The sequence below is a fragment of the Amycolatopsis dongchuanensis genome (assembly GCF_039542405.1).
Lineage (GTDB): Bacteria > Actinomycetota > Actinomycetes > Mycobacteriales > Pseudonocardiaceae > Amycolatopsis_E > Amycolatopsis_E sacchari.
Window position 1 is genome coordinate 1 of the sequence record NZ_BAABIB010000167.1, and the last position, 17,141, is coordinate 17,141.

Annotated in this window: 16 protein-coding genes; 10 read left to right on the top strand and 6 right to left on the bottom strand. The window is 71.2% G+C overall.

Annotated elements, in window-relative coordinates; translation table 11 throughout:
- Positions 1 to 57: 57 nt before the first annotated feature.
- Positions 58 to 1,476: a serine/threonine-protein kinase gene (locus ABFX51_RS37420; RefSeq protein WP_346056627.1), complete on the bottom strand. Its 1,419-nt coding sequence runs from the start codon at positions 1,474 to 1,476 to the stop codon at positions 58 to 60.
- Positions 1,477 to 1,767: 291 nt separating this feature from the next.
- On the opposite strand from ABFX51_RS37420, the gene ABFX51_RS37425 reads away from it, so the two are divergent.
- Positions 1,768 to 2,691, top strand: coding sequence for a DivIVA domain-containing protein (locus ABFX51_RS37425; RefSeq protein ID WP_346056628.1), 924 nt, complete (start codon positions 1,768 to 1,770; stop codon positions 2,689 to 2,691).
- Between the two features lie 447 nt (positions 2,692 to 3,138).
- Here the strand turns inward: ABFX51_RS37425 and ABFX51_RS37430 are convergent, their stop codons facing one another.
- Together ABFX51_RS37430 and ABFX51_RS37435 are read right to left on the bottom strand one after the other, a co-directional pair.
- Positions 3,139 to 3,828: a VC0807 family protein gene (locus tag ABFX51_RS37430; RefSeq protein ID WP_346056629.1), complete on the bottom strand. Its 690-nt coding sequence runs from the start codon at positions 3,826 to 3,828 to the stop codon at positions 3,139 to 3,141.
- 70 nt (positions 3,829 to 3,898) lie between these two features.
- Positions 3,899 to 4,483 carry a TetR/AcrR family transcriptional regulator gene (locus ABFX51_RS37435; RefSeq protein ID WP_346056630.1) on the bottom strand — a complete coding sequence of 195 codons (585 nt, stop codon included), beginning with the start codon at positions 4,481 to 4,483 and terminating at the stop codon, positions 3,899 to 3,901.
- 52 nt (positions 4,484 to 4,535) lie between these two features.
- On the opposite strand from ABFX51_RS37435, the gene ABFX51_RS37440 reads away from it, so the two are divergent.
- The 5 genes from ABFX51_RS37440 to ABFX51_RS37460 all read left to right on the top strand — a co-directional run bounded on the left by ABFX51_RS37440 (position 4,536) and on the right by ABFX51_RS37460 (position 9,066).
- Positions 4,536 to 5,009, top strand: a complete 474-nt coding sequence (locus ABFX51_RS37440; protein ID WP_346056631.1) for a MarR family winged helix-turn-helix transcriptional regulator — start codon at positions 4,536 to 4,538, stop codon at positions 5,007 to 5,009.
- Entirely contained in the window at positions 5,006 to 6,358 is a 1,353-nt protein-coding gene (locus tag ABFX51_RS37445) for an FAD-binding oxidoreductase (protein WP_346056632.1), read from the top strand. Before ABFX51_RS37440 ends, ABFX51_RS37445 begins: the two co-directional genes overlap by 4 nt.
- Positions 6,359 to 6,362: 4 nt before the next feature.
- Positions 6,363 to 7,619, top strand: a complete 1,257-nt coding sequence (locus ABFX51_RS37450) for an aminotransferase family protein (RefSeq protein WP_346056633.1) — start codon at positions 6,363 to 6,365, stop codon at positions 7,617 to 7,619.
- 91 nt (positions 7,620 to 7,710) lie between these two features.
- Positions 7,711 to 7,938, top strand: a complete 228-nt coding sequence (locus ABFX51_RS37455) for an NfeD family protein (protein WP_346056634.1) — start codon at positions 7,711 to 7,713, stop codon at positions 7,936 to 7,938.
- 18 nt (positions 7,939 to 7,956) lie between these two features.
- On the top strand, positions 7,957 to 9,066 hold the full coding sequence (locus ABFX51_RS37460) for an SPFH domain-containing protein (RefSeq protein ID WP_346056635.1): 1,110 nt from the start codon (positions 7,957 to 7,959) through the stop codon (positions 9,064 to 9,066).
- On the opposite strand, the gene ABFX51_RS37465 is transcribed toward ABFX51_RS37460, so the two are convergent.
- Positions 9,026 to 10,042, bottom strand: a complete 1,017-nt coding sequence (locus tag ABFX51_RS37465) for a Glu/Leu/Phe/Val dehydrogenase dimerization domain-containing protein (protein ID WP_346056636.1) — start codon at positions 10,040 to 10,042, stop codon at positions 9,026 to 9,028. The genes ABFX51_RS37460 and ABFX51_RS37465 overlap by 41 nt on opposite strands.
- Before the next feature lie 78 nt (positions 10,043 to 10,120).
- Between ABFX51_RS37465 and ABFX51_RS37470 the strand changes: the two genes are divergently transcribed.
- The 4 genes from ABFX51_RS37470 (at position 10,121) to ABFX51_RS37485 (ending at position 13,339) form a co-directional block, all read left to right on the top strand.
- On the top strand, positions 10,121 to 10,576 hold the full coding sequence (locus ABFX51_RS37470) for an Lrp/AsnC family transcriptional regulator (RefSeq protein ID WP_346056637.1): 456 nt from the start codon (positions 10,121 to 10,123) through the stop codon (positions 10,574 to 10,576).
- Positions 10,577 to 10,775: 199 nt separating this feature from the next.
- On the top strand, positions 10,776 to 11,087 hold the full coding sequence (locus tag ABFX51_RS37475) for a hypothetical protein (RefSeq protein WP_091504628.1): 312 nt from the start codon (positions 10,776 to 10,778) through the stop codon (positions 11,085 to 11,087).
- Between the two features lie 64 nt (positions 11,088 to 11,151).
- The gene (locus ABFX51_RS37480) at positions 11,152 to 12,813 is read left to right on the top strand and encodes an alpha/beta hydrolase (protein ID WP_346056638.1); all 1,662 of its coding nucleotides are present in this window, start codon (positions 11,152 to 11,154) and stop codon (positions 12,811 to 12,813) included.
- Positions 12,814 to 12,820: 7 nt separating this feature from the next.
- Positions 12,821 to 13,339 carry a hypothetical protein gene (locus ABFX51_RS37485; protein ID WP_245782912.1) on the top strand — a complete coding sequence of 173 codons (519 nt, stop codon included), beginning with the start codon at positions 12,821 to 12,823 and terminating at the stop codon, positions 13,337 to 13,339.
- Positions 13,340 to 13,350: 11 nt separating this feature from the next.
- On the opposite strand, the gene ABFX51_RS37490 is transcribed toward ABFX51_RS37485, so the two are convergent.
- Both ABFX51_RS37490 and ABFX51_RS37495 read right to left on the bottom strand, forming a co-directional pair.
- On the bottom strand, positions 13,351 to 13,983 hold the full coding sequence (locus tag ABFX51_RS37490; RefSeq protein ID WP_091504626.1) for an SDR family oxidoreductase: 633 nt from the start codon (positions 13,981 to 13,983) through the stop codon (positions 13,351 to 13,353).
- 169 nt (positions 13,984 to 14,152) lie between these two features.
- Positions 14,153 to 17,110, bottom strand: a complete 2,958-nt coding sequence (locus tag ABFX51_RS37495) for an AfsR/SARP family transcriptional regulator (RefSeq protein ID WP_091504625.1) — start codon at positions 17,108 to 17,110, stop codon at positions 14,153 to 14,155.
- Positions 17,111 to 17,141: the final 31 nt, after the last annotated feature.

Here is a 17,141-nt window from a genome sequence, read left to right on the forward strand (position 1 = left end):
CGCCGACTGACTGCAACACCAGCCCCACCAACCACAACACGAGTTACGAGACATCCCTTAGACGAGCGTGTCGTGCTCCACGAGCAGGCGCCCGCCGCTGTTGACGAGCGTGACCCGGTGCGTCTCGTGGTAGTGCTCGCCTTTCTGCACGAAGTCGAGCGTGGACTGGACCGTGTTGGGCCCGACCAGTTCGGGGCCGCTGACCACCCGGAAGCTACTCATCGACGTCCAGTACTCGACGTAGTAGGCATGGGTCATGCTGCCCTGCATCACCGGGCTGAGCTGGGTCCAGCCGACGTCCGTCCCGCCCGGCATCCGCGCGTAGTAGTCGCGCATGAACTGCACCGGGTCGAGGGTGGGCGCGCCCCCGGCAGGCGTGCTCGGAGGAGGCGCCGACGACGGCGGCGGGGTGGACGTGGACGGGCTGGTCGCCGGGCTCGACTGCGTCGACGACGGCGGCGGCTGCTGCACCGAGGACGTCGGGGCAGGGGCGGAGGACGTCGGGGCGGGCGGCGCGGCGGTGCCGCCGTCCCCGCCGTTGCGCACCAGCAACACGGTGGTCACGACCGCGGCGACGAGCACCACCGCGGCGGCCGTCAGCCACAGCGCCACGCCCCGGCGGCGCTGTTCCCCGGCAGGCGCCGGGTCGACGATCTTCCGCAGCCCGGCCGCGGCCTCGGCCATGCTGGGCCGGTCCCCGGGGGCGACCGACATCATGCGGCCGAGCAGGTCCGTCAGCGGACCGGCCTGCTGCGGCGGCGCGACCCGGCCGGCGGCGGCCGCGTAGAGCAGGGCCATCTGGTTGTCGGTGTCGCCGTAGGGGAAGCGGCCTTCGACGATGGCGTAGAGCGTCGCGCCCAGGGAGAAGACGTCGGAGGCCGCGGTCGGCTTCTCGCCGCGCGCGGCCTCGGGGGACAGGAACGCGGGGGTGCCGGCGAGCGCACCGCTGCCGGTGAGGGTGCCGTCGTCGACCGCCCGCGAGATCCCGAAGTCGGTGATCTTCGCGGTGCCGTCGTCGGCGAGCAGGATGTTGCCGGGCTTGACGTCGCGGTGCACGATCCCGGCCTCGTGGGCGGCGGCCAGTGCCTCGGCGGCCTGCGCGCCGATGCGGGCGACCTCCGCGGGCGGCATGGGGCCGCGCGCGTTCAGCACCTCGGCGAGGCTCTGCGACGGCAGGTACTCCATGACGAGCACGGGCATGCCGCCGTCGTCGGCGACGTCGAAGACCGTGATGGCGTACCGGTGCTGCAGGCGGGCGGCGATGCGGGCCTCCCGCGCGGCGCGCTTGCGGGCCTGCTCGGCCTCCTCTGCGGTCAGCGTCGCGGGCAGGACCAGCTCTTTCAGCGCGACGGTGCGATCGAGCAGCTCGTCCTTGGCGAGCCACACCAGCCCCATCGCGCCCCCGCCGATGCGGCGCTCGAGCCGGTAGCGGCCGGCGATCAGACGTCCCTCGTCCTGCGTTTCCGTCCCGGTCACCCGGTTAGGCTACGGTGTCCGCTTCCCGGGGATCACGAAGCTACCCGTTGTGTCACCGCAACGGTGGTACGTCTCGTTCGGAAATGTCCCGTGCCGCGTTCCGGCGAATCGGAAAGTCCGTTCCAGCAAGGGAAATCCGTCCTCGGCGGACGGGTTCCCGAGGAGCGTCACACCGAAAAATTACGTCGAACCGGCCAGGCTGCTGGACGGAACGCCTCGGAAAGAGGATGCTTGGTGGTACGGGATTTCAGCCGATTAGTCCATTGAGGACTGTCGATTCGGGAGGTGCTGATGGCTGGCGTTGACTCTCGCGAGGATCTGGTTCCGCTTCGCACGGATTTCGACCGGTCCTGGCGCGGGTACGACGTGCGCCAGGTCCGCGAGTACGTGCGGCGGGCCGAAGCCGATCTGCGGATGGTGATCGCCGACCGGGACGCGGCGGCCGCCAGTGCGGAGAACCTCGCGCGGCAGCTGGAGGAGCTGCGCAGCGAGAACGACCGCCTGCGGGAGAAGATCGACCGCATCAGCCGCACCCCCATCGAGGCCGACGGGCTCAGCGAGCGCCTGCTGCGCATGGTCGAGCTGGCCGAGGACGAGGCGAAGGAGATCACGGAGCGGGCGCGCGCCGCCGCCGAACGCAGCTGGGCCGCCGCCGACCAGGCCGCGCAACGGCTGCGTGAGCGGCACGAACGCCTGGTCGCGGAGGTGGACGCCCGCCGCAGGGAGGCCGCCGCCGAGCACGACCGGATGATGCGCCGCACGAAGGCCGAGGTCGACGCGATGACCAGCGAGGCGGCGGAGACGCGGCACCGGCTCGACGAGCAGGCCGCGCGGCGCCGTGAGCAGGTGGAACGCGACTTCGAGGAGGCGATGCGGCAGCGCCGGGAGACCGCCGTGGCGGCGATCGCGAAGCAGGAGCGCGAGGCCGCGGAGAAGTGCGAGCGGATGGTCGCCGAGGCGAGCGAGAAGTGCGAAACGATGGTCGCCGAGGCGAGCGAGAAGGCCAAGCAGCTCGTCGACCAGGCACAACGCAAGGCGGACGCGCTGGACGCACTCCGCCGCCGCACGACGGACCAACTCCACGCGACGCAGAAGCTCCTGGCCGACGCGACCCCGCTGCTGCAGATCGAGCCACCGGCGGGCAAGCGGATCGAGATCGTGCCGGAGCCGAGGAAGCAACCCGTCGAGGCGGCGGTGCAACCAGCCGCCAGCTGACGCGAACCCGCAGGTCGCGCCACAAGCCGCGGAGGCGATTGTGGGGCGGGTACGGGTGTGGCGGTGGTGGGCTGTCGCCGGGGGCTCGCGGGGTCGCGGGGTCGCGGGTGCGGCGGTAGTCCCGAGGCCGCCCGCCGCCCGGGCCGCTGGGATCCCTGGAACGGCTGCCGTGGCAATCACGTGCGGAGGCGCGGTACCGCGGCAGTCCCGAGGCCGCCAGCCCCGCTCGGGCCGCGGGGATCCCTGGCGCGGCTGGCCTGGCAATCACGTGCGGAGGCGCGGCACCGCGGCCAGCCGCAGGTCGCGCCACAAATCGCGGAGGCGATCGCGGGGCGCGCCCGGCTGCGCCGGTGGTGGCCGCCGCCTGCGCGGTGCGAGCCGCGAAGCGGAAGGCGCCAGCATGGTGCGGAGCCACCGTGGCCGCCTGCGCGGTGCGAGGCGGGAGCCTCAGCCCGCCTCCGCCTGGTACAGGGCCGAGCGCGGGTTGAACAGCCCCACGCGGAAGTAGTAGATGTTCGTCGCCAGTTGGAGGATGACGAAGAGCACCCCGTACTGCAGGCCGTTGAGCGCTGGGACCACGTTCACCGGCAGCGTGTACGCCATCGCGACGCGGACGCCCGCGTCGAGGAGTGTCGCGGTGCCCCAGATGACGTTCGCGACGCGCCAGAACCGGCGAAAACGCGGCAGCCGCTGCCACAACGACTCCCACCGCTCACCGCCCGGGCCGACGCGGCCCTCCAGCAGCACGCGCGCGAAGTGGTACACGAACGGCCGGTGCGCCCGGGTCGTCGCGAGCATCCAGATGCCCGTCACCGTCGTGAGCCAGCCGTCCTTCGCCAGCAGGAACTGGTCGTCCCCGCTGATCGTGGCGACCCCGGCCGACAGGAGGGTCATCACCGCCATGAACAACCCCAGCTGGTCCAGCTTCCGCCCGCGCAGCAGCTGCACCCCGGTGCTCACCGCGGGCAGCACCGCGCTGACCAGCAGCGCCACGTAGACGCTCGCCCCCGCCGCCCGCAGCACGTAGTAAGCCGCGATCGGCGCCGCGATGTCCACGGCCAGCACCGCGCCCTGCCGCAGCCGCCGGGGTAACCGCGCGCGTGCGGCCGGAGGCCGCGGGGGATGGAGGCGCATCATCTTCGTGACCCCCTGTCGGCCAGTTCGCGGCCACAGTTCGCCGCCGGATCCCGCCGCACACAAAGGCGCATCATCTCCGCAGCCCCCGGTCGAACAGCTCCACCAGCTCACGCGCGCACGTCGCGAGGTCGAGGTCCGGCCGCGCCTCCAGCATCATCGGCACCCCGTCGAGGCTGCGCTGCACCGCCGCCGCGGCCACGCGCACGTCGCACTCCCGGAACACGCCCGCCGCCTGCCCGTCCCGCACGATGCGCTCCAGCGGCGACAGCACGTCGAGCTCCTGCTCGGCCGGGTCGTACTCCAGCCCGCCGTTCAGGAAGATGCTCAACAGCGCCTTCATCTGCGTGCGGTGCTCCGCGACGAACTCGAGGTAGCCCTCGATGTACGCGTGCAGCGCCTCCAGCGGCGACTCCGCGCGCCCCACCCGCTCGGTCATGAAGCCGCCGATCTCGGTGTACACCTCGGCGACGACCTGCTCGATCAGCTCCTTCTTGCCCGCGAAGTGGTACGAGATCAGCCGCGTACTGCTCAGCCCCGCGTGCTCGGCGATCCGCGCGAACGACGCCTGCGGGTAGCCGACCTCCGCGATGACCTCGATCGCCGCCCCCACGATCTGCGCCCGCCTGGCCTCCGCGGTGAAGCTTCTTACCTGCATGAGTAAACCGTACCTCGGTCAAGTAAGAAGGACCAGCCATTAGGGTCGGAGGATGACGTTCCGGAGGCACAGCGTGGTGCGCGACGAGTACGTGCCGGCGTACCTCAGCCTCATCTCGAACTCGTTGTCCTGGGGCGGTTCCCGCCTGTTCAACCGCCTGCACGGCGTGGGCATCAACGAGTGGCGCGTGCTCTCCGCCGTCGTCAACGAACCCGCCTGCACCGCGACCCGCGTCGGCGACGTGCTGGGGCTCAACAAGTCCGTCGTCAGCCGCAGCATCCGCCTGCTGCAGGACCGCGAGCTGCTCACCGTGGACACCACCGGCGGCCGCCGCGGGCTGCGGCTGACCGACGCCGGGCACGAGGTCCACGACCAGCTCCTGGCCGTCTCCCTCCGCCGCGAGGAACTGCTGCTCGCCGGGTTCAGCGCGGCCGAGAAGGCCCAGCTGCTCGACTTCCTGCGGCGGATGTACCGCAACGTGCCCGCGATGAACGCCTACCAACCGGACGAGGGGACCACACCGTGATCGAGGCCGACTACGTGACCACCGACCCCGACGTCCTCGCCGCGTACAGCTCCGACAAGGCGGGGTTCGTGCGCGCGGGGCGCCCGGTCGCACTCGCCCGCCCGCGGGAGACCGCGGACGTCGTCCGGGTGCTGGAGTACGCGCACGAGCACCGGATTCCCGTGGTGCCGCAGGGCGCGCGCACCGGCATGTCCGGCGGCGCGACCGCGGTGGACGGCGCGATCCTGCTGTCGCTGGAGCGGATGGACCGGATCGTCGACATCAACGAGGTCGACCACACCGCCACTGTGCAGCCCGGCGTGGTCAACGCCGTGCTGTCCAAGGCCGTCGCGGAGAAGGGCCTGTTCTACCCGCCCGACCCGGGGTCGTGGGAGAGCTCGACGATCGGCGGCAACGTCGCGACGAACGCGGGCGGGCTGTGCTGCGTGAAGTACGGGGTGACCAGCGATTTCGTGCGGCACCTGGAGGTCGTGCTCGCGGACGGCCGGGTGCTGCGGACGGGCCGTCGCACGGCGAAGGGCGTCGCGGGCTACGACCTGGTGCGGTTGATCACCGGCTCGGAGGGGACGCTGGGCGTCGTCACGGAGGTGACCGTCGCGCTGCGGCCCGCCGCCGAGAAGCCGCTCACCGCGCTCGCGTTCTTCCGCACGTCCGCGGCGGCGTGCCGCGCGGTGACGGCGTACCTGGGCACGGGGCGGCGGCCCTCGGTGCTGGAGTTCATGGACAAGGCCACCGTCGACGCCGTGTCCGCGTACCGCGACCTCGGCTTCCCCGACGACGTGGGCGCGGTGCTGATCGCCCAGTCCGACCGTGGTCCCGCCGCGCCGGACGACCTCGAAGCCTTCGCCGCCGCCGCCCGCGAGTGCGAGGCGATGGAGGTGTTCGTCGCGAGCGACCAGGCGGAGGCGGACCTGCTGATCGAGGCGCGGCGGCTCGTCGGGGTCGCGCTCGAGAGGCTGGGCGACCAGCTCGTCGACGACGTGTGCGTGCCGCGGTCGCGGCTCGCGGAGCTGATCGAGGGCATCGCGGAGATCGGCAGGGAGCACAACGTCGCCGTGCCGTGCTGCGGGCACGCGGGCGACGGGAACCTGCACCCCACGGTCGTCTTCGACGCGGGCGACCCCGAGTCGGTGCGGCGCGGGCAGGCGGCGTTCGACGCGATCATGGCGCTGGGGTTGCGGCTCGGCGGCACGATCACCGGGGAGCACGGCGTCGGCACGCTCAAGCGGGCCTGGCTGGAGACCGAGCTGGGCGAGGTCGGGTTGTCCGTGCACCAGGCGGTCAAGCGGGCGTTCGACCCGCACGGGATCATGAACCCTGGAAAAGTGATCCACGGCAAGCCATGCTGAGCTGATGGAGACTGCTCTGTGGCACCCCTTCTCGGACATGGCCGTCGTGCGCGAGCGCGAGTTCGTCGTCGACCGCGGCGAGGACGTCTGGGTCTACGACACCAGCGGCAACCGCTACCTCGACGCCACGGCGAGCCTCTGGTACGCGAACGCGGGCCACGGCAGGCAGGAGATCGCCGACGCGGCGGCCGCGCAGATGCGCAAGCTCGCCGGGTACTCGACCTTCGGTGACTTCGCCAACGAGCCGGCGCGTGAGCTGGCCGCCCGCCTCGCGCGGATCGCGCCGGTGCCCGGGGCGAAGGTCTTCCTCACCACCGGCGGCGGCGAGGCGATCGACACCGCGGTCAAGATCGCGCGCCGCTACCACGACGTGCGGGGCGAGTCGAGCCGCGTGCACGTGATCAGCCGCGCGCAGTCGTACCACGGCACCAACGGCATCGGCACCGGCGTCGCGGGCATCGACGCCAACCGCACGGGCTTCGGCGAGCTCCTGCCCTCGTCCTCGCGCATCCCGTACGACTCGGTCGACGCGCTGCGGGAAGAGATCCTGCGCGTGGGGCCGGAGAACGTCGCGGCCTTCCTGTTCGAGCCGGTCATCGGCGCGGGCGGGGTGCTGCCGCCGCCGGAGGGGTACGTGCGCGGGGTGGTCGACGTGTGCCACGAGTTCGGCGTGCTGGCCATCGCGGACGCGGTGATCTGCGGGTTCGGGCGGCTGGGCACGTGGTTCGGCGTCGAGCGGTGGGACGCCGAACCGGACCTGATCACCTTCGCCAAGGGCGTGACGAGCGGGTACCTGCCGCTGGGTGGCGTGATCGCGCACGGGCGCGTCGCCGAGCCGTTCTGGGACCGGCCGGGCAACGCGCTCCGCCACGGCGCCACGTACGCGGGGCATCCGGCGTGCTGCGCGGCGGCGCTGGCGAACCTCGACATCCTGGACCGGGAGGGGCTCATCGAACGCGGCCGCACCATGGAGGGCGTGCTGGCGGACGCGCTCGCCCCGCTCGCCGCGCACCCGCTCGTCGCGGAGGTGCGCGCCGGGGTCGGCCTGCTGGGGGCGGTCGAGCTGACCGCGGACGTGCTGGAGCAGGTGCCGACCGCGATCGGGGACCTGGCGTCGCTCGTGCGGCAGCGGGGTGTGCTGGTGCGCACGCTCGGCAAGGCGGTCGCGGTTTCGCCGCCGCTGACGGTCCGGAGCGAACACCTCCAGGAGATCGAGGGCGCGCTGGCCGCGGGACTGGAGGAGCTGGCGCTCAAGTTGTGACGATTTCCATTGTGGACAGACAATTCCTCCCAATTGTCCGGATGGCAATTTTTACTGCGGGGAAGCGGGCGGGAGCGGTAGATTCCGTGCTGTGAACGGCGATCCCACCGTGGTGGGCCGGACGGGCGAACTCGTGCACGCGACGCGTGGCGCGGCCGGTCCCGGCGAGGTCCGGGTGCGGATACGCGGTGGCACGGAAATCTACCTTGCCTGGTCCGAGGAACCGATCCCGCTCGGCACGTCCGTACTCGTCGTCGCCGCACGCGGGGCGCGGGCGGTCGACGTCGTGCCGTGGACCGATCTCCCCGGCACGGCGTGACGAGGGGAGTAGGCGAAGATGTTCGGTTATCACGTGCCGGCGCCCGACGAGGCGATGCTCATTTCGGGCGGCAAGAACGGAGTGGGGGACAACCCGTTCCGGGTCGTGATCGGGCACGGCAGTTTCGTGCTGCCGTTGTTCCGCAAGGTCAGGTTCCTCACGCTCGCCATGTGCGAGTCGGAGGTGGAGGAGATCTGCGTGACCCGGCAGGGGATCGCGCTGAGCGTGCGCGCGGTGATCGCCTTCAAGGTCGGCAACGACGAGGAGAGCATCGTCAACGCCGGACAGCGCTTCCTCTCCGACCAGGACCAGATGTCCGTGCTCACCGGGCGCATCTTCGCCGGGCACCTGCGGTCGATCGTCGGGTCGATGACGGTGGAGGAGATCGTCACCGAGCGGCAGAAGCTCGCCACCGAGGTGCTGGACGGGTCGAAGGCCGAGATGGCGAAGATCGGGCTGACCGTCGACTCGCTGCAGATCCAGTCGATCGACGACATGAAGCTGGGGTACATCGCCGCGATGGCGGCCCCGCACAACGCGGCGATCCAGCGGCAGGCCCAGATCGCGCAGGCGCAGGCGAACCAGGCCGCGGCCGAGGCCGAGCAGGAGTCGCAGCGGCGGCAGGCCGAGTACGCCCGGCAGACCGCGGTCGTGCAGGCGCAGTACAAGGCCGAGGTGGACCGGGCGCAGGCCGAGGCCTCGCAGGCGGGGCCGCTCGCGGAGGCGCAGGCGCAGCGCGAGGTCATCGCGATGCGGACCGAGCTGGCGCAGCGCGAGGCCGAGCTGCGCCAGCAGCAGCTGGTCGCGGAGGTCGTCAAGCCCGCGGACGCCGAGGCCGAGCGCGTCCGGATCCTCGCGCAGGCCGAGGCCGAGAAGATGCGCATCCAGGCCGAGGCCGCGGCCTCCCACAACCGCGTCGCGCTCGACCGGATGCTCATCGACCAGCTGCCGCAGATCGTCAGGGAGGCGGCGCAGGGCCTGTCAGGCGCGAACGTCAACATCCTCAACGGGGCGGACGGGCTCGGCGAGCTCGCGTCCGGGCTCGTCGGTCAGGGCATGGCGATCCTCGACTCGGTGAAGAAAGGGCTTACCGAGAAGCCGCGCCTGCCGGAAGGGCAGGGCGAGTGAGCCGCTCCTTCGCGAGGTTCAGCGCGTTGTCGAGCGGGTTCCCGTCCCCGGCGAGCACGGTGTCCACTGTGGAACCGATCGCTTCGACGCGCCGCATCGCCTCGTCGTGGCTCAGGCGCTCGATCTCCCTGGCGAGGGTGTAGACCACGCCGCCCGCACTCGCCACGAAGTCGGGCACCCACGTGATCCCCCGCTGTGCCAGCAGATCCGCCACCGAGTCGGCGGCCAGCTGGTTGTTCGCCGGGCCGACGACGAGCCGGGCGCCGACCTCGGCTGCGGTCTGCGGGTCGAACACCCCGCCGACCGCGGCCGGGACGAACACGTCCGCCGGAGTGCGCAGGGCCTCCTCCGGCTCGACCCACTCGTAGGCGGGGTCACGGCGCGTTCGGTCCACATCGGACACGATGACGCGAGCCCCGGGAAGTTCCTTGGCCACCAGGGAACCCACCGAGCCCATACCGCTGATCACCACGGTCCTCCCGTCGAGCGACTCGCTGCCGAACACGTGCCGGGCGCCCGCGCGCAGGGCCGCCAGCACGCCCACCGCCGTCGGGATGCTCGACGAGCCGGTGCCGCCCTGCTCCTCGGGCAGGCAGAACACGTGCGGGGTCCGCTGCCGCAGCACCACCATGTCCGCGGGTCCCGTGCCGACGTCCGGGCCCGCGAGGTACGAGCCGTCGAGCGACGCGATCAGGTCACCGAGGTCCTCCAGCGCCGCCTGGCGCAGCTCGGGCGTCAGGGGCCGGTCCAGTGCGATGACGCTCTTCCCGCCGCCGAAGGCCAGGTCGGCGGCGGCGCACTTGTACGTCATCGCCTCCGACAGGCGCAGCGCGTCCTCCATGCCGTCGCGCCAGTCGGCGTAGTGGCGCATCCGCACGCCACCGACGGCGGGCCCGAGCGCCCGCGAGTGCACGGCGATCATCATCGGAAGGCCGGATCGGCGACCACGCCGGATCGTCACATCTTCATGTTCCATGCCTCGAAGCTAGGCTGATGACCAGACGAGTGGGTCCACCGCCGAACGATGTTCGGCAGGAGCCGAGGGAGGACGGTCATGGACGAAGTTGATTCGGCGATCGTGCGTGAGCTGCAGGAGGATGCGCGGCAGTCCAACCGCGACATCGCGCGGAAGGTGGGCATCGCGCCGTCGACGTGCCTGGAGCGCACGCGGCTGCTGCGGCAGCGGGGCGTGATCCGCGGTTACCACGCGGAGGTCGACCTGCCCGCGCTGAACCGCGGGGTGCAGGCGATGGTGGCCGTGCAGGTGCGGCCGCTGAGCCGGACGGTGGTGCAGTCCTTCGAGCGGTCGGTCGCCGAGCTGCCCGAGGTGCTGTCGGTGTACACCATGGCGGGCAGCGACGACTTCCTGGTGCACGTGACGGCGCAGGACATCGACCACCTGCACGCGTTCCTGCTCGACCGCTTCACCAGCCGCCGCGAGATCGTCGGCTTCCGCACGTCGATCATCTACCAGCACCTGCGCAAGCCGGTGCTGGAAGCGCTTTCGTAGGGAAGCGCGGTGGGACGGGCGGGCATCCCCCGCTTGGAGCACCTCTGACATGGCCGTGCGATTTGTGCGGTCTCCGGTGGTGTGAACCTTGAATGCGTAGTCGTACTCAAGTAGGCCCGAATCGGTTGAGCCGGTCGAGCTTGTTCCCATAGCCTCACGAGGCGAGCACTTACAGCACATGACTGGTGGGAGGGCAGACGTGGCTGGGTACGAGGTCGTCATCGGCAAGATCGCGGACGCCGGGAAGGCCGCGCAGCGGGTCGCCGAGGTGATCGCTCCGCTGGACTTCGCGGGTGCCATTCCGGATGGGGACGCCGGAATGCCCGGTGCCCGCGCCGTCGCGAAGCTCGCTTCGGTCAAGCGGGGCTGGGCGGGACGGGAGCAGTTGATTGCTGCCGAGTTCAGCGGCTATGCGGAGGACCTGTCCCGCGCCGACGAGTTCTATCGCGCTCACGAAGATGGCGCTCAGCATGATCTCCGGCAGTGGGAGACGCCGAGGACGGCAGGCTGATAACGTGGTTACCTGGGGTGAGGTCCTCCGGTGGAGACCGGAACCACTCGCGGACCTGGTCGGAGTGCTCAACGACCGCTACAACCGGCTCATCGGTTGTGCGAACGATCTGCGGGCGACCGCGATGCCGGAAGGCTGGTCCGGTCCCGCGGCGAACGCCGCGGCGGCGAAGGCCGCTCGCCTCGCCGACTCCGCCGAGGAGCTCGCCGCTGAAGGTGCCATGTTGCGCCGCGCTGCCGGAGACGTGTCGGACGCGATCACCGGGGTGCTGAACGGGGTGCACGAGGCCCAGAGCCTGGCGGCCGCGCGCGAGTTCCGCATCGACGAGGACGGTGTCGTCACGGGCGGCCCGCCACCTGTGTGCACCGCCGACGATCCGGACGGATCGGTCGCCGCCGCCGACAACCACCGCGTCCTCTCCGAGTTGCGGGACCGGATAAGGGAGGTGCTGCGCTCGGCAGAGGATGTGGACGACGACTTCTGCGCGGTGCTGGACCGCATCCAGACCAGCCACGTCATCGATCCGGGCAGTGGCCGCACCGATCTCGCCGCCGCGGGAAATTCCGGCTGGGCGCTGGGTGCATTGAGCATCCCGCCTCCGCCGAACGCGTCCCCGGCGGACAACGCCGCTTGGTGGGCCACTCTCAGTCCCGGTCAACGTCAGGTGCTGACCAAGGAGCACCCCGAACTGATCGGACCGCGCGACGGCCTGCCCACCGAGGCGCGTGACGCCGCCAACCGGATCCGGCTGGACCAGACCCGTGCCGAGCTGATGAACCAACGTGACGACGTCCGGCACCGGATGGACGCGCTGCGGCACACGGCGGGCGGCGACATCGTGCTGACCGACCGAGCCGCCTACGAGCGACTGAAAGAGCAATGGGATGAGATCAGCGGCAAGCTCAACGGCGTGGATGCCATTTACGACCGGCTCAACCACCCTCGGCCCGGTGAGCCGCGGGCGTACTTGCTGATGCTGGATGCCAGTGGGAACGGCAAGGCCGTCATCGCCTGCGGCAATCCGGACACCGCGGCCGATGTCGCCACCTACGTCCCGGGAACCGGCTCCGAACTCTCGAAGATCAGCGGGGATATCAATCGCTCCGACCGGATGGTCCACGCTGCTCGTGAGGCCGGATCGTCCTCGACAGCGGTGATCACGTGGCAGGGTTACGAAGCACCGGGCACCCTGGTCGACGCTGCTCGTGAAAGCTATGCCGACGACGGCAAAGGCAAATTGGACAGCTTTCAGGAAGGGCTGCGGGAAAGCCACGTGGGAGCACCCTCGCACAACACGGTGATCGGGCATAGTTATGGGACCACTCTCGTGGGCCATGCAGCTCGCGACGGCGGCCTGAACGCCGACGACCTCGCATTCGTGGCCAGCCCGGGCGTCGGCGCGGACAACGTCTCCCAGCTGCACCTCGAAGGAGTCAACCAGGCGGATGTGGGACAGCACGTACACTCGACGGTTGCTGCGCACGACATGATCAAGGTGACCAACGTGGACCTCGCCCCACCTTTGTCCGGTCAGCACTTTGATCCCCACGGACCGGACCCCGCCGACCCCGGCTTCGGAGGAAAAGTGTTCACATCGGATCCTGGCACCGAAGGTCCCTGGTATGAGGGTGGTCTGTCCGGAGCTGCCCACAGCGAATACTGGAATCCGAACAACAAGGCGCTCGACAACCTGGGCCGCATCATCGCCGGCCGGCCGACCTACTAGGGGAACAGTGGTGCTGGTGAGCCGCCTGGGGAGGAGAGCCAAGGTCGTCCGGCTCGTTGTGTTCGCCGGAGTGCTCATGACGGGTGCGTGCGGAGGTAAGGACGTGGGAATGCAGCCGACGATCACGATCGACGAAGCGAACCGCCGCGTCGAGCAGTACTCGACGCAGGTTCGCGAAGCGCTGCCCGCCGAAGCGGTGTACGAGTTGTCGGCTTACGAAGACCGCGGGGATTGCTCCGATCCGACGGATCGTGGGCCGAAGAACCGGGTCGTGGCGTCGCGGACCTACCAGATTCAGGGTCTTCCGGCGGCGAACGTCCCGTCGTACTTCGGTGCCGTTCGGACCTGGTGGCAGGATCACGGTTTCCGGATACTCGACGACAACCCGCCCAACGAGTTCCTGTGGGGCGAGAACACCGCGGACGGATTCCAGATGACCTTGAAGTCGAACTTCAAGGGCGAGCTTTTCCTCATCGTGTCCTCGCCCTGCGTGTGGCCCGGCGGTACACCCGAACCGCCGACCTGACCGGGAAGCCGTCAGCCCTGCGCCTCCGGGTCCGGCTTCAGCGCCGCGAAGAGCGTGGGCCAGTCGGGCTCGGGGGAATCCGGGTCATCGTACAGCTCGAACGTCTTGCCCGACGCCGACGGGTCGAACAGCGCCGCCACGACGGCTGCCGCCACGGCGTCGCGGCTGATGCGGCCTTCGCCGGTGTCGCCCTGCTCGACGCGCACGCCGTCGGCCGGCCGGTCGTGCAGCCAGCTCGGGCGGACGATCGTGTACTGCGCCCCGCTCTCCCGCAACGCCTGCTCCCCGCGGGCCCGCGCCTCGATCCGCGCGCCCATGTCCGGGTGCTTCGCGCCGCGGGTCACGTAGATCTGCGACACCAGCACCACCGGCACGTCCTCCCGCGCGGCGACCGTCGCGACGGCCGCGATGCCGTGGTGCACAACGGCTTCCGCCTCGCCGGGGTCCGCGGGCGGCTCCACGCACACCACGATCCCGTCGGCGCCCGCGAACACCGCCGGGTCGGGCTCGGCGAGGTCCAGCCGCACCACGCCCTCCGCCGCCACCCGCCCCGTCACCACGACGCGGTGCCCGTCCCGATCGAGCAGGCGGGCCACCCGGCGCCCGGTCCGCCCGGTGCCGCCGACCACGACGAAGCTGCTCATCTTCCGCCTCCCGGCTCGCTGGTGCGCACCAGGATGGCCTTGATCAACTTCTCGGTCAATGGCCGGTGAGGCACAGGGGAGCGATGGGTGGTCAACGGGGCGAGCGGCGGAAGCCAGGCGCCGGTGTGCGCCAGCCCGCTGTCCGCTCACCTTGGCGGTCGGCGCCCGGTCAGGCGCCGGACAGCGAAACCCGGCCGTCGTCCCCGCCCAGGGCACGCAACCGGTCCGCGAGCGCCTCCTCCTGCTTGGCCACCTGCAGTTCCCGCCAGATGCCGAGTGATCGCACCACGTACTCGCGTGCCTTGTCCCGCTGGCCCAGCCGCTCGTGCAACTCACCGAGCAGCTCCGCCGCCTCCGCCTCCGACCGGCGGTCGCCGTTGCGCTGGTGCACCGACAGCGAGTTCACCAGCAACAACCGGGCGTGCGCGAGATCGCCGCTGGCCAGGTACAGCCTGCCCAGGCTCTGGTGCGCGTATCCGACGCAATGATCGTCCCCCAGCTCGTCGAAGATCGCGATCGCCCTGTCCAGCTCCTGCCGCGCCTCGCCGAGGTTGCCGCGGCTCTGGTGCAGCAGCGCAAGCCGTTGCAGCGCATGGGCTTCCCGGTGCCGGTCCCCGATCCCCGCGGACAGCTCGTAGGCGTCGGTGAACCACCGACCCGCTGTGGCGTAACAGTTCTGCGCGAGCCACACCGTGCCGACCGCGATGCGCACGACGGCCTCCCCGTGCCGGTCCCCGGCCCGCGCGAACAGTTCCAGCGCTTCGTGGCAGTGGTCGAGCGCGCGTTCGTTCTCGCCTGCCACGCGACGCACCGTGCCCAGCCCTGCCAGGGAAATCCCGGCGCCACGGTCGTCACCGACCTCGCGGAACAGCCGCAGTGACTGCTTGAACGCGTCGAGCGCTTCGTCGTAGGCGTCCCGGTACAGGTCGATCTGCCCGAGGTTGCGCAAGACGATCGCCTGCCCGTGCCGGTCCGGTGACCGGCGGGCGGCGGCGAGCGCGATCTCGTGCGTGCGCTGCCAGTCGTCGTGGTGCCCGCGCAGGTCGAAGTACGGGGTGAACGCCGCGGTGAGCCGCCACGCGAGATCGTCGAAACCCCAGGCCGCCGCCAGTTCCACCATCGCCACCGCCGTGCGCAGTTCCGCCTCGAACCAGGTGCTCGGCTCGGCCGGGAGACCGCCGGGGCGCCACAACGCCGCCTCCGTCGGCACGGACGTCACGCCGAAGAAGTGGATCGGCATGCGCTCGGCCGCCTCCACCGCCAGCGACAGGTAGCCCTCCAGCACCCGCCGCACCCTTGCGCGCCGCTCGTCGAGCGGTTCGAGCTCGGCCTGCTCGGCGGCGTAGACGCGCAACAGGTCGTGGAGCCGGTAGCGGGGCTGCCCGCCCACGTCGGCGGACACCATCTCGACGAGGTGGGCGTCGACGAGCACGTCCAGTACGTCCTCGGCATCGGCCCGGTCCAGCACCGCGCCCACGACCCAGCCGGGAAACTGCACCGGGCCCAGCAACCCCAGCCCCCGGAAGGCGCGCGCGGCGCTGCCGGGCAGCTGGTCGTAGCTCAACGTCACGCTCGCCCGCACGGCGAGATCGCCCACGCGCAGCTCGTCGAGCCTGCGGTGTTCGTCGGAGAGCCGGTCCGCCAGTCGCGCGAGCGTCCAATGAGGACGGTGGCTGAGCCGGGCGCCCGCGACCCTGATCGCGAGCGGCAGGCAGCCGCAGGCCCGCAGGATCGCCGCCGCGCCTTCGGGTTCCGCCGCCACACGTGCCTCGCCGACGATCGCCGCCAGCAGTTTCGCGGCCTCGTCCTCCGGCAGCACTTCCACGTCGAGCGAGCGCGCGCCTTCGAGGTCGGGCATCCGCACGCGGCTGGTGACCAGCACCGCGGACGCCCCGGCGCCGGGCAGCAGCGGGCGCACCTGCGCGGCGCTGCCGGCGTCGTCGAGCACGACGCACAACCGCCGTCCGGCGAGCCTGGCCCGCAGCAACGCCGACCGCTCGTCCAGCTGACGGGGCATCGCGGAGTCGGGAACTCCCAGTGCCCGCAACAGTTCCGGCAGCACGTCGAGGGGGCGGCGCGGCGACTCCGCGGTGCCACGCAGGTCGATGTGCAGTTGCCCGTCGGGGAATTCGGCCCGCATCGCGTGCGCGACCCGGACCGCGAGCGAGGACTTGCCGACGCCCGGGGCCCCGGACAACACGACCACGGCGGGGCGGTCGGCGGAGCGGGAGCCTTCGAGCAGGCGGACGAGTTCGGCGACGAGGTCCTCGCGGCCGGTGAAATCGGGGAGGTCGAGCGGAAGCTGGCACATGGGCACCGGATTCGCTGGTAACTGCTGGGGTTCGGCGGCCGTGGTGAGCTGCGCGCGCACCTGGCGCAGCGGGGCACCGGGTTCGGCGCCCAGCTCCTCCCGCAGCACGCGCTCGGCCTGGGTGTACGCGGTGAGCGCCTCGGTCCGGCGGCCGCACGCGTCGAGCGCGAGGATCAGCTGCTGCCACAGTTCCTCACGCAGCGGGTGGTCCGCGAGCAGTGCACGCAGCTCGACGACGGCGTCGGCGTGCTCCTCCAGCCCGATGCGCAACCGGATCCGCTGCTCCTGCGCCGCCAGCCGCAGCTCCGTGAGGCGGGCGATGGCCGAGGTCCAGGTGTGGTTGTGCGGCAGGTCCTCCAGCACCTGCCCGCGCCAGACGGCCAGCGCTTCCCCCAGCGCGGCGAGCGCCGCGTGTGGATCGGATAGTCCATCCGCATCGGTCAGGCGCTGCTCGAACACGGTGGAGTCGAGTTCACCGGGCTCGACGGTGACGACGTACCCGCCCGTCCGGCCCTGGATCCGTTCTGCCAGCGAGGAATCCGCCTCGGTCAGGCGGCGGCGGAGCGAGTGGACGTAGGTGCGGACGTTCGCGGCGGCCGAGCGTGGTGCCGAGCCGGGCCAGAGGACTTCGACGAGCGCATCCGTCGACACGACGACGTTGGGCTGCACCAACAACGCCGCCAGCAGCAGCCGCGGCTTCGGGCCGCCCAACGCGACCGGGTGGCCGGAGACCGCGACTTCGAGCGGTCCCAGGATGCGGAAGGAAATCACCGGACCGGATCGTATGGGCGTCGGCGGGGACGCCGCTAGCTCCATTCGTATGTCCGGTCGGTGAACCTTTTCCGAC

What these genes read in the sequence shown, in the direction of transcription:
- ABFX51_RS37425 (WP_346056628.1), top strand. Translation starts at nt 1,768, where the DNA reads ATGGCTGGCGTTGACTCTCGCGAGGATCTGGTTCCGCTTCGCACGGAT.
- ABFX51_RS37430 (WP_346056629.1), bottom strand. Translation starts at nt 3,828, where the DNA reads ATGATGCGCCTCCATCCCCCGCGGCCTCCGGCCGCACGCGCGCGGTTA.
- ABFX51_RS37435 (WP_346056630.1), bottom strand. Translation starts at nt 4,483, where the DNA reads ATGCAGGTAAGAAGCTTCACCGCGGAGGCCAGGCGGGCGCAGATCGTG.
- ABFX51_RS37440 (WP_346056631.1), top strand. Translation starts at nt 4,536, where the DNA reads ATGACGTTCCGGAGGCACAGCGTGGTGCGCGACGAGTACGTGCCGGCG.
- ABFX51_RS37450 (WP_346056633.1), top strand. Translation starts at nt 6,363, where the DNA reads ATGGAGACTGCTCTGTGGCACCCCTTCTCGGACATGGCCGTCGTGCGC.
- ABFX51_RS37460 (WP_346056635.1), top strand. Translation starts at nt 7,957, where the DNA reads ATGTTCGGTTATCACGTGCCGGCGCCCGACGAGGCGATGCTCATTTCG.
- ABFX51_RS37465 (WP_346056636.1), bottom strand. Translation starts at nt 10,042, where the DNA reads ATGGAACATGAAGATGTGACGATCCGGCGTGGTCGCCGATCCGGCCTT.
- ABFX51_RS37470 (WP_346056637.1), top strand. Translation starts at nt 10,121, where the DNA reads ATGGACGAAGTTGATTCGGCGATCGTGCGTGAGCTGCAGGAGGATGCG.
- ABFX51_RS37490 (WP_091504626.1), bottom strand. Translation starts at nt 13,983, where the DNA reads ATGAGCAGCTTCGTCGTGGTCGGCGGCACCGGGCGGACCGGGCGCCGG.
- ABFX51_RS37495 (WP_091504625.1), bottom strand. Translation starts at nt 17,110, where the DNA reads ATGGAGCTAGCGGCGTCCCCGCCGACGCCCATACGATCCGGTCCGGTG.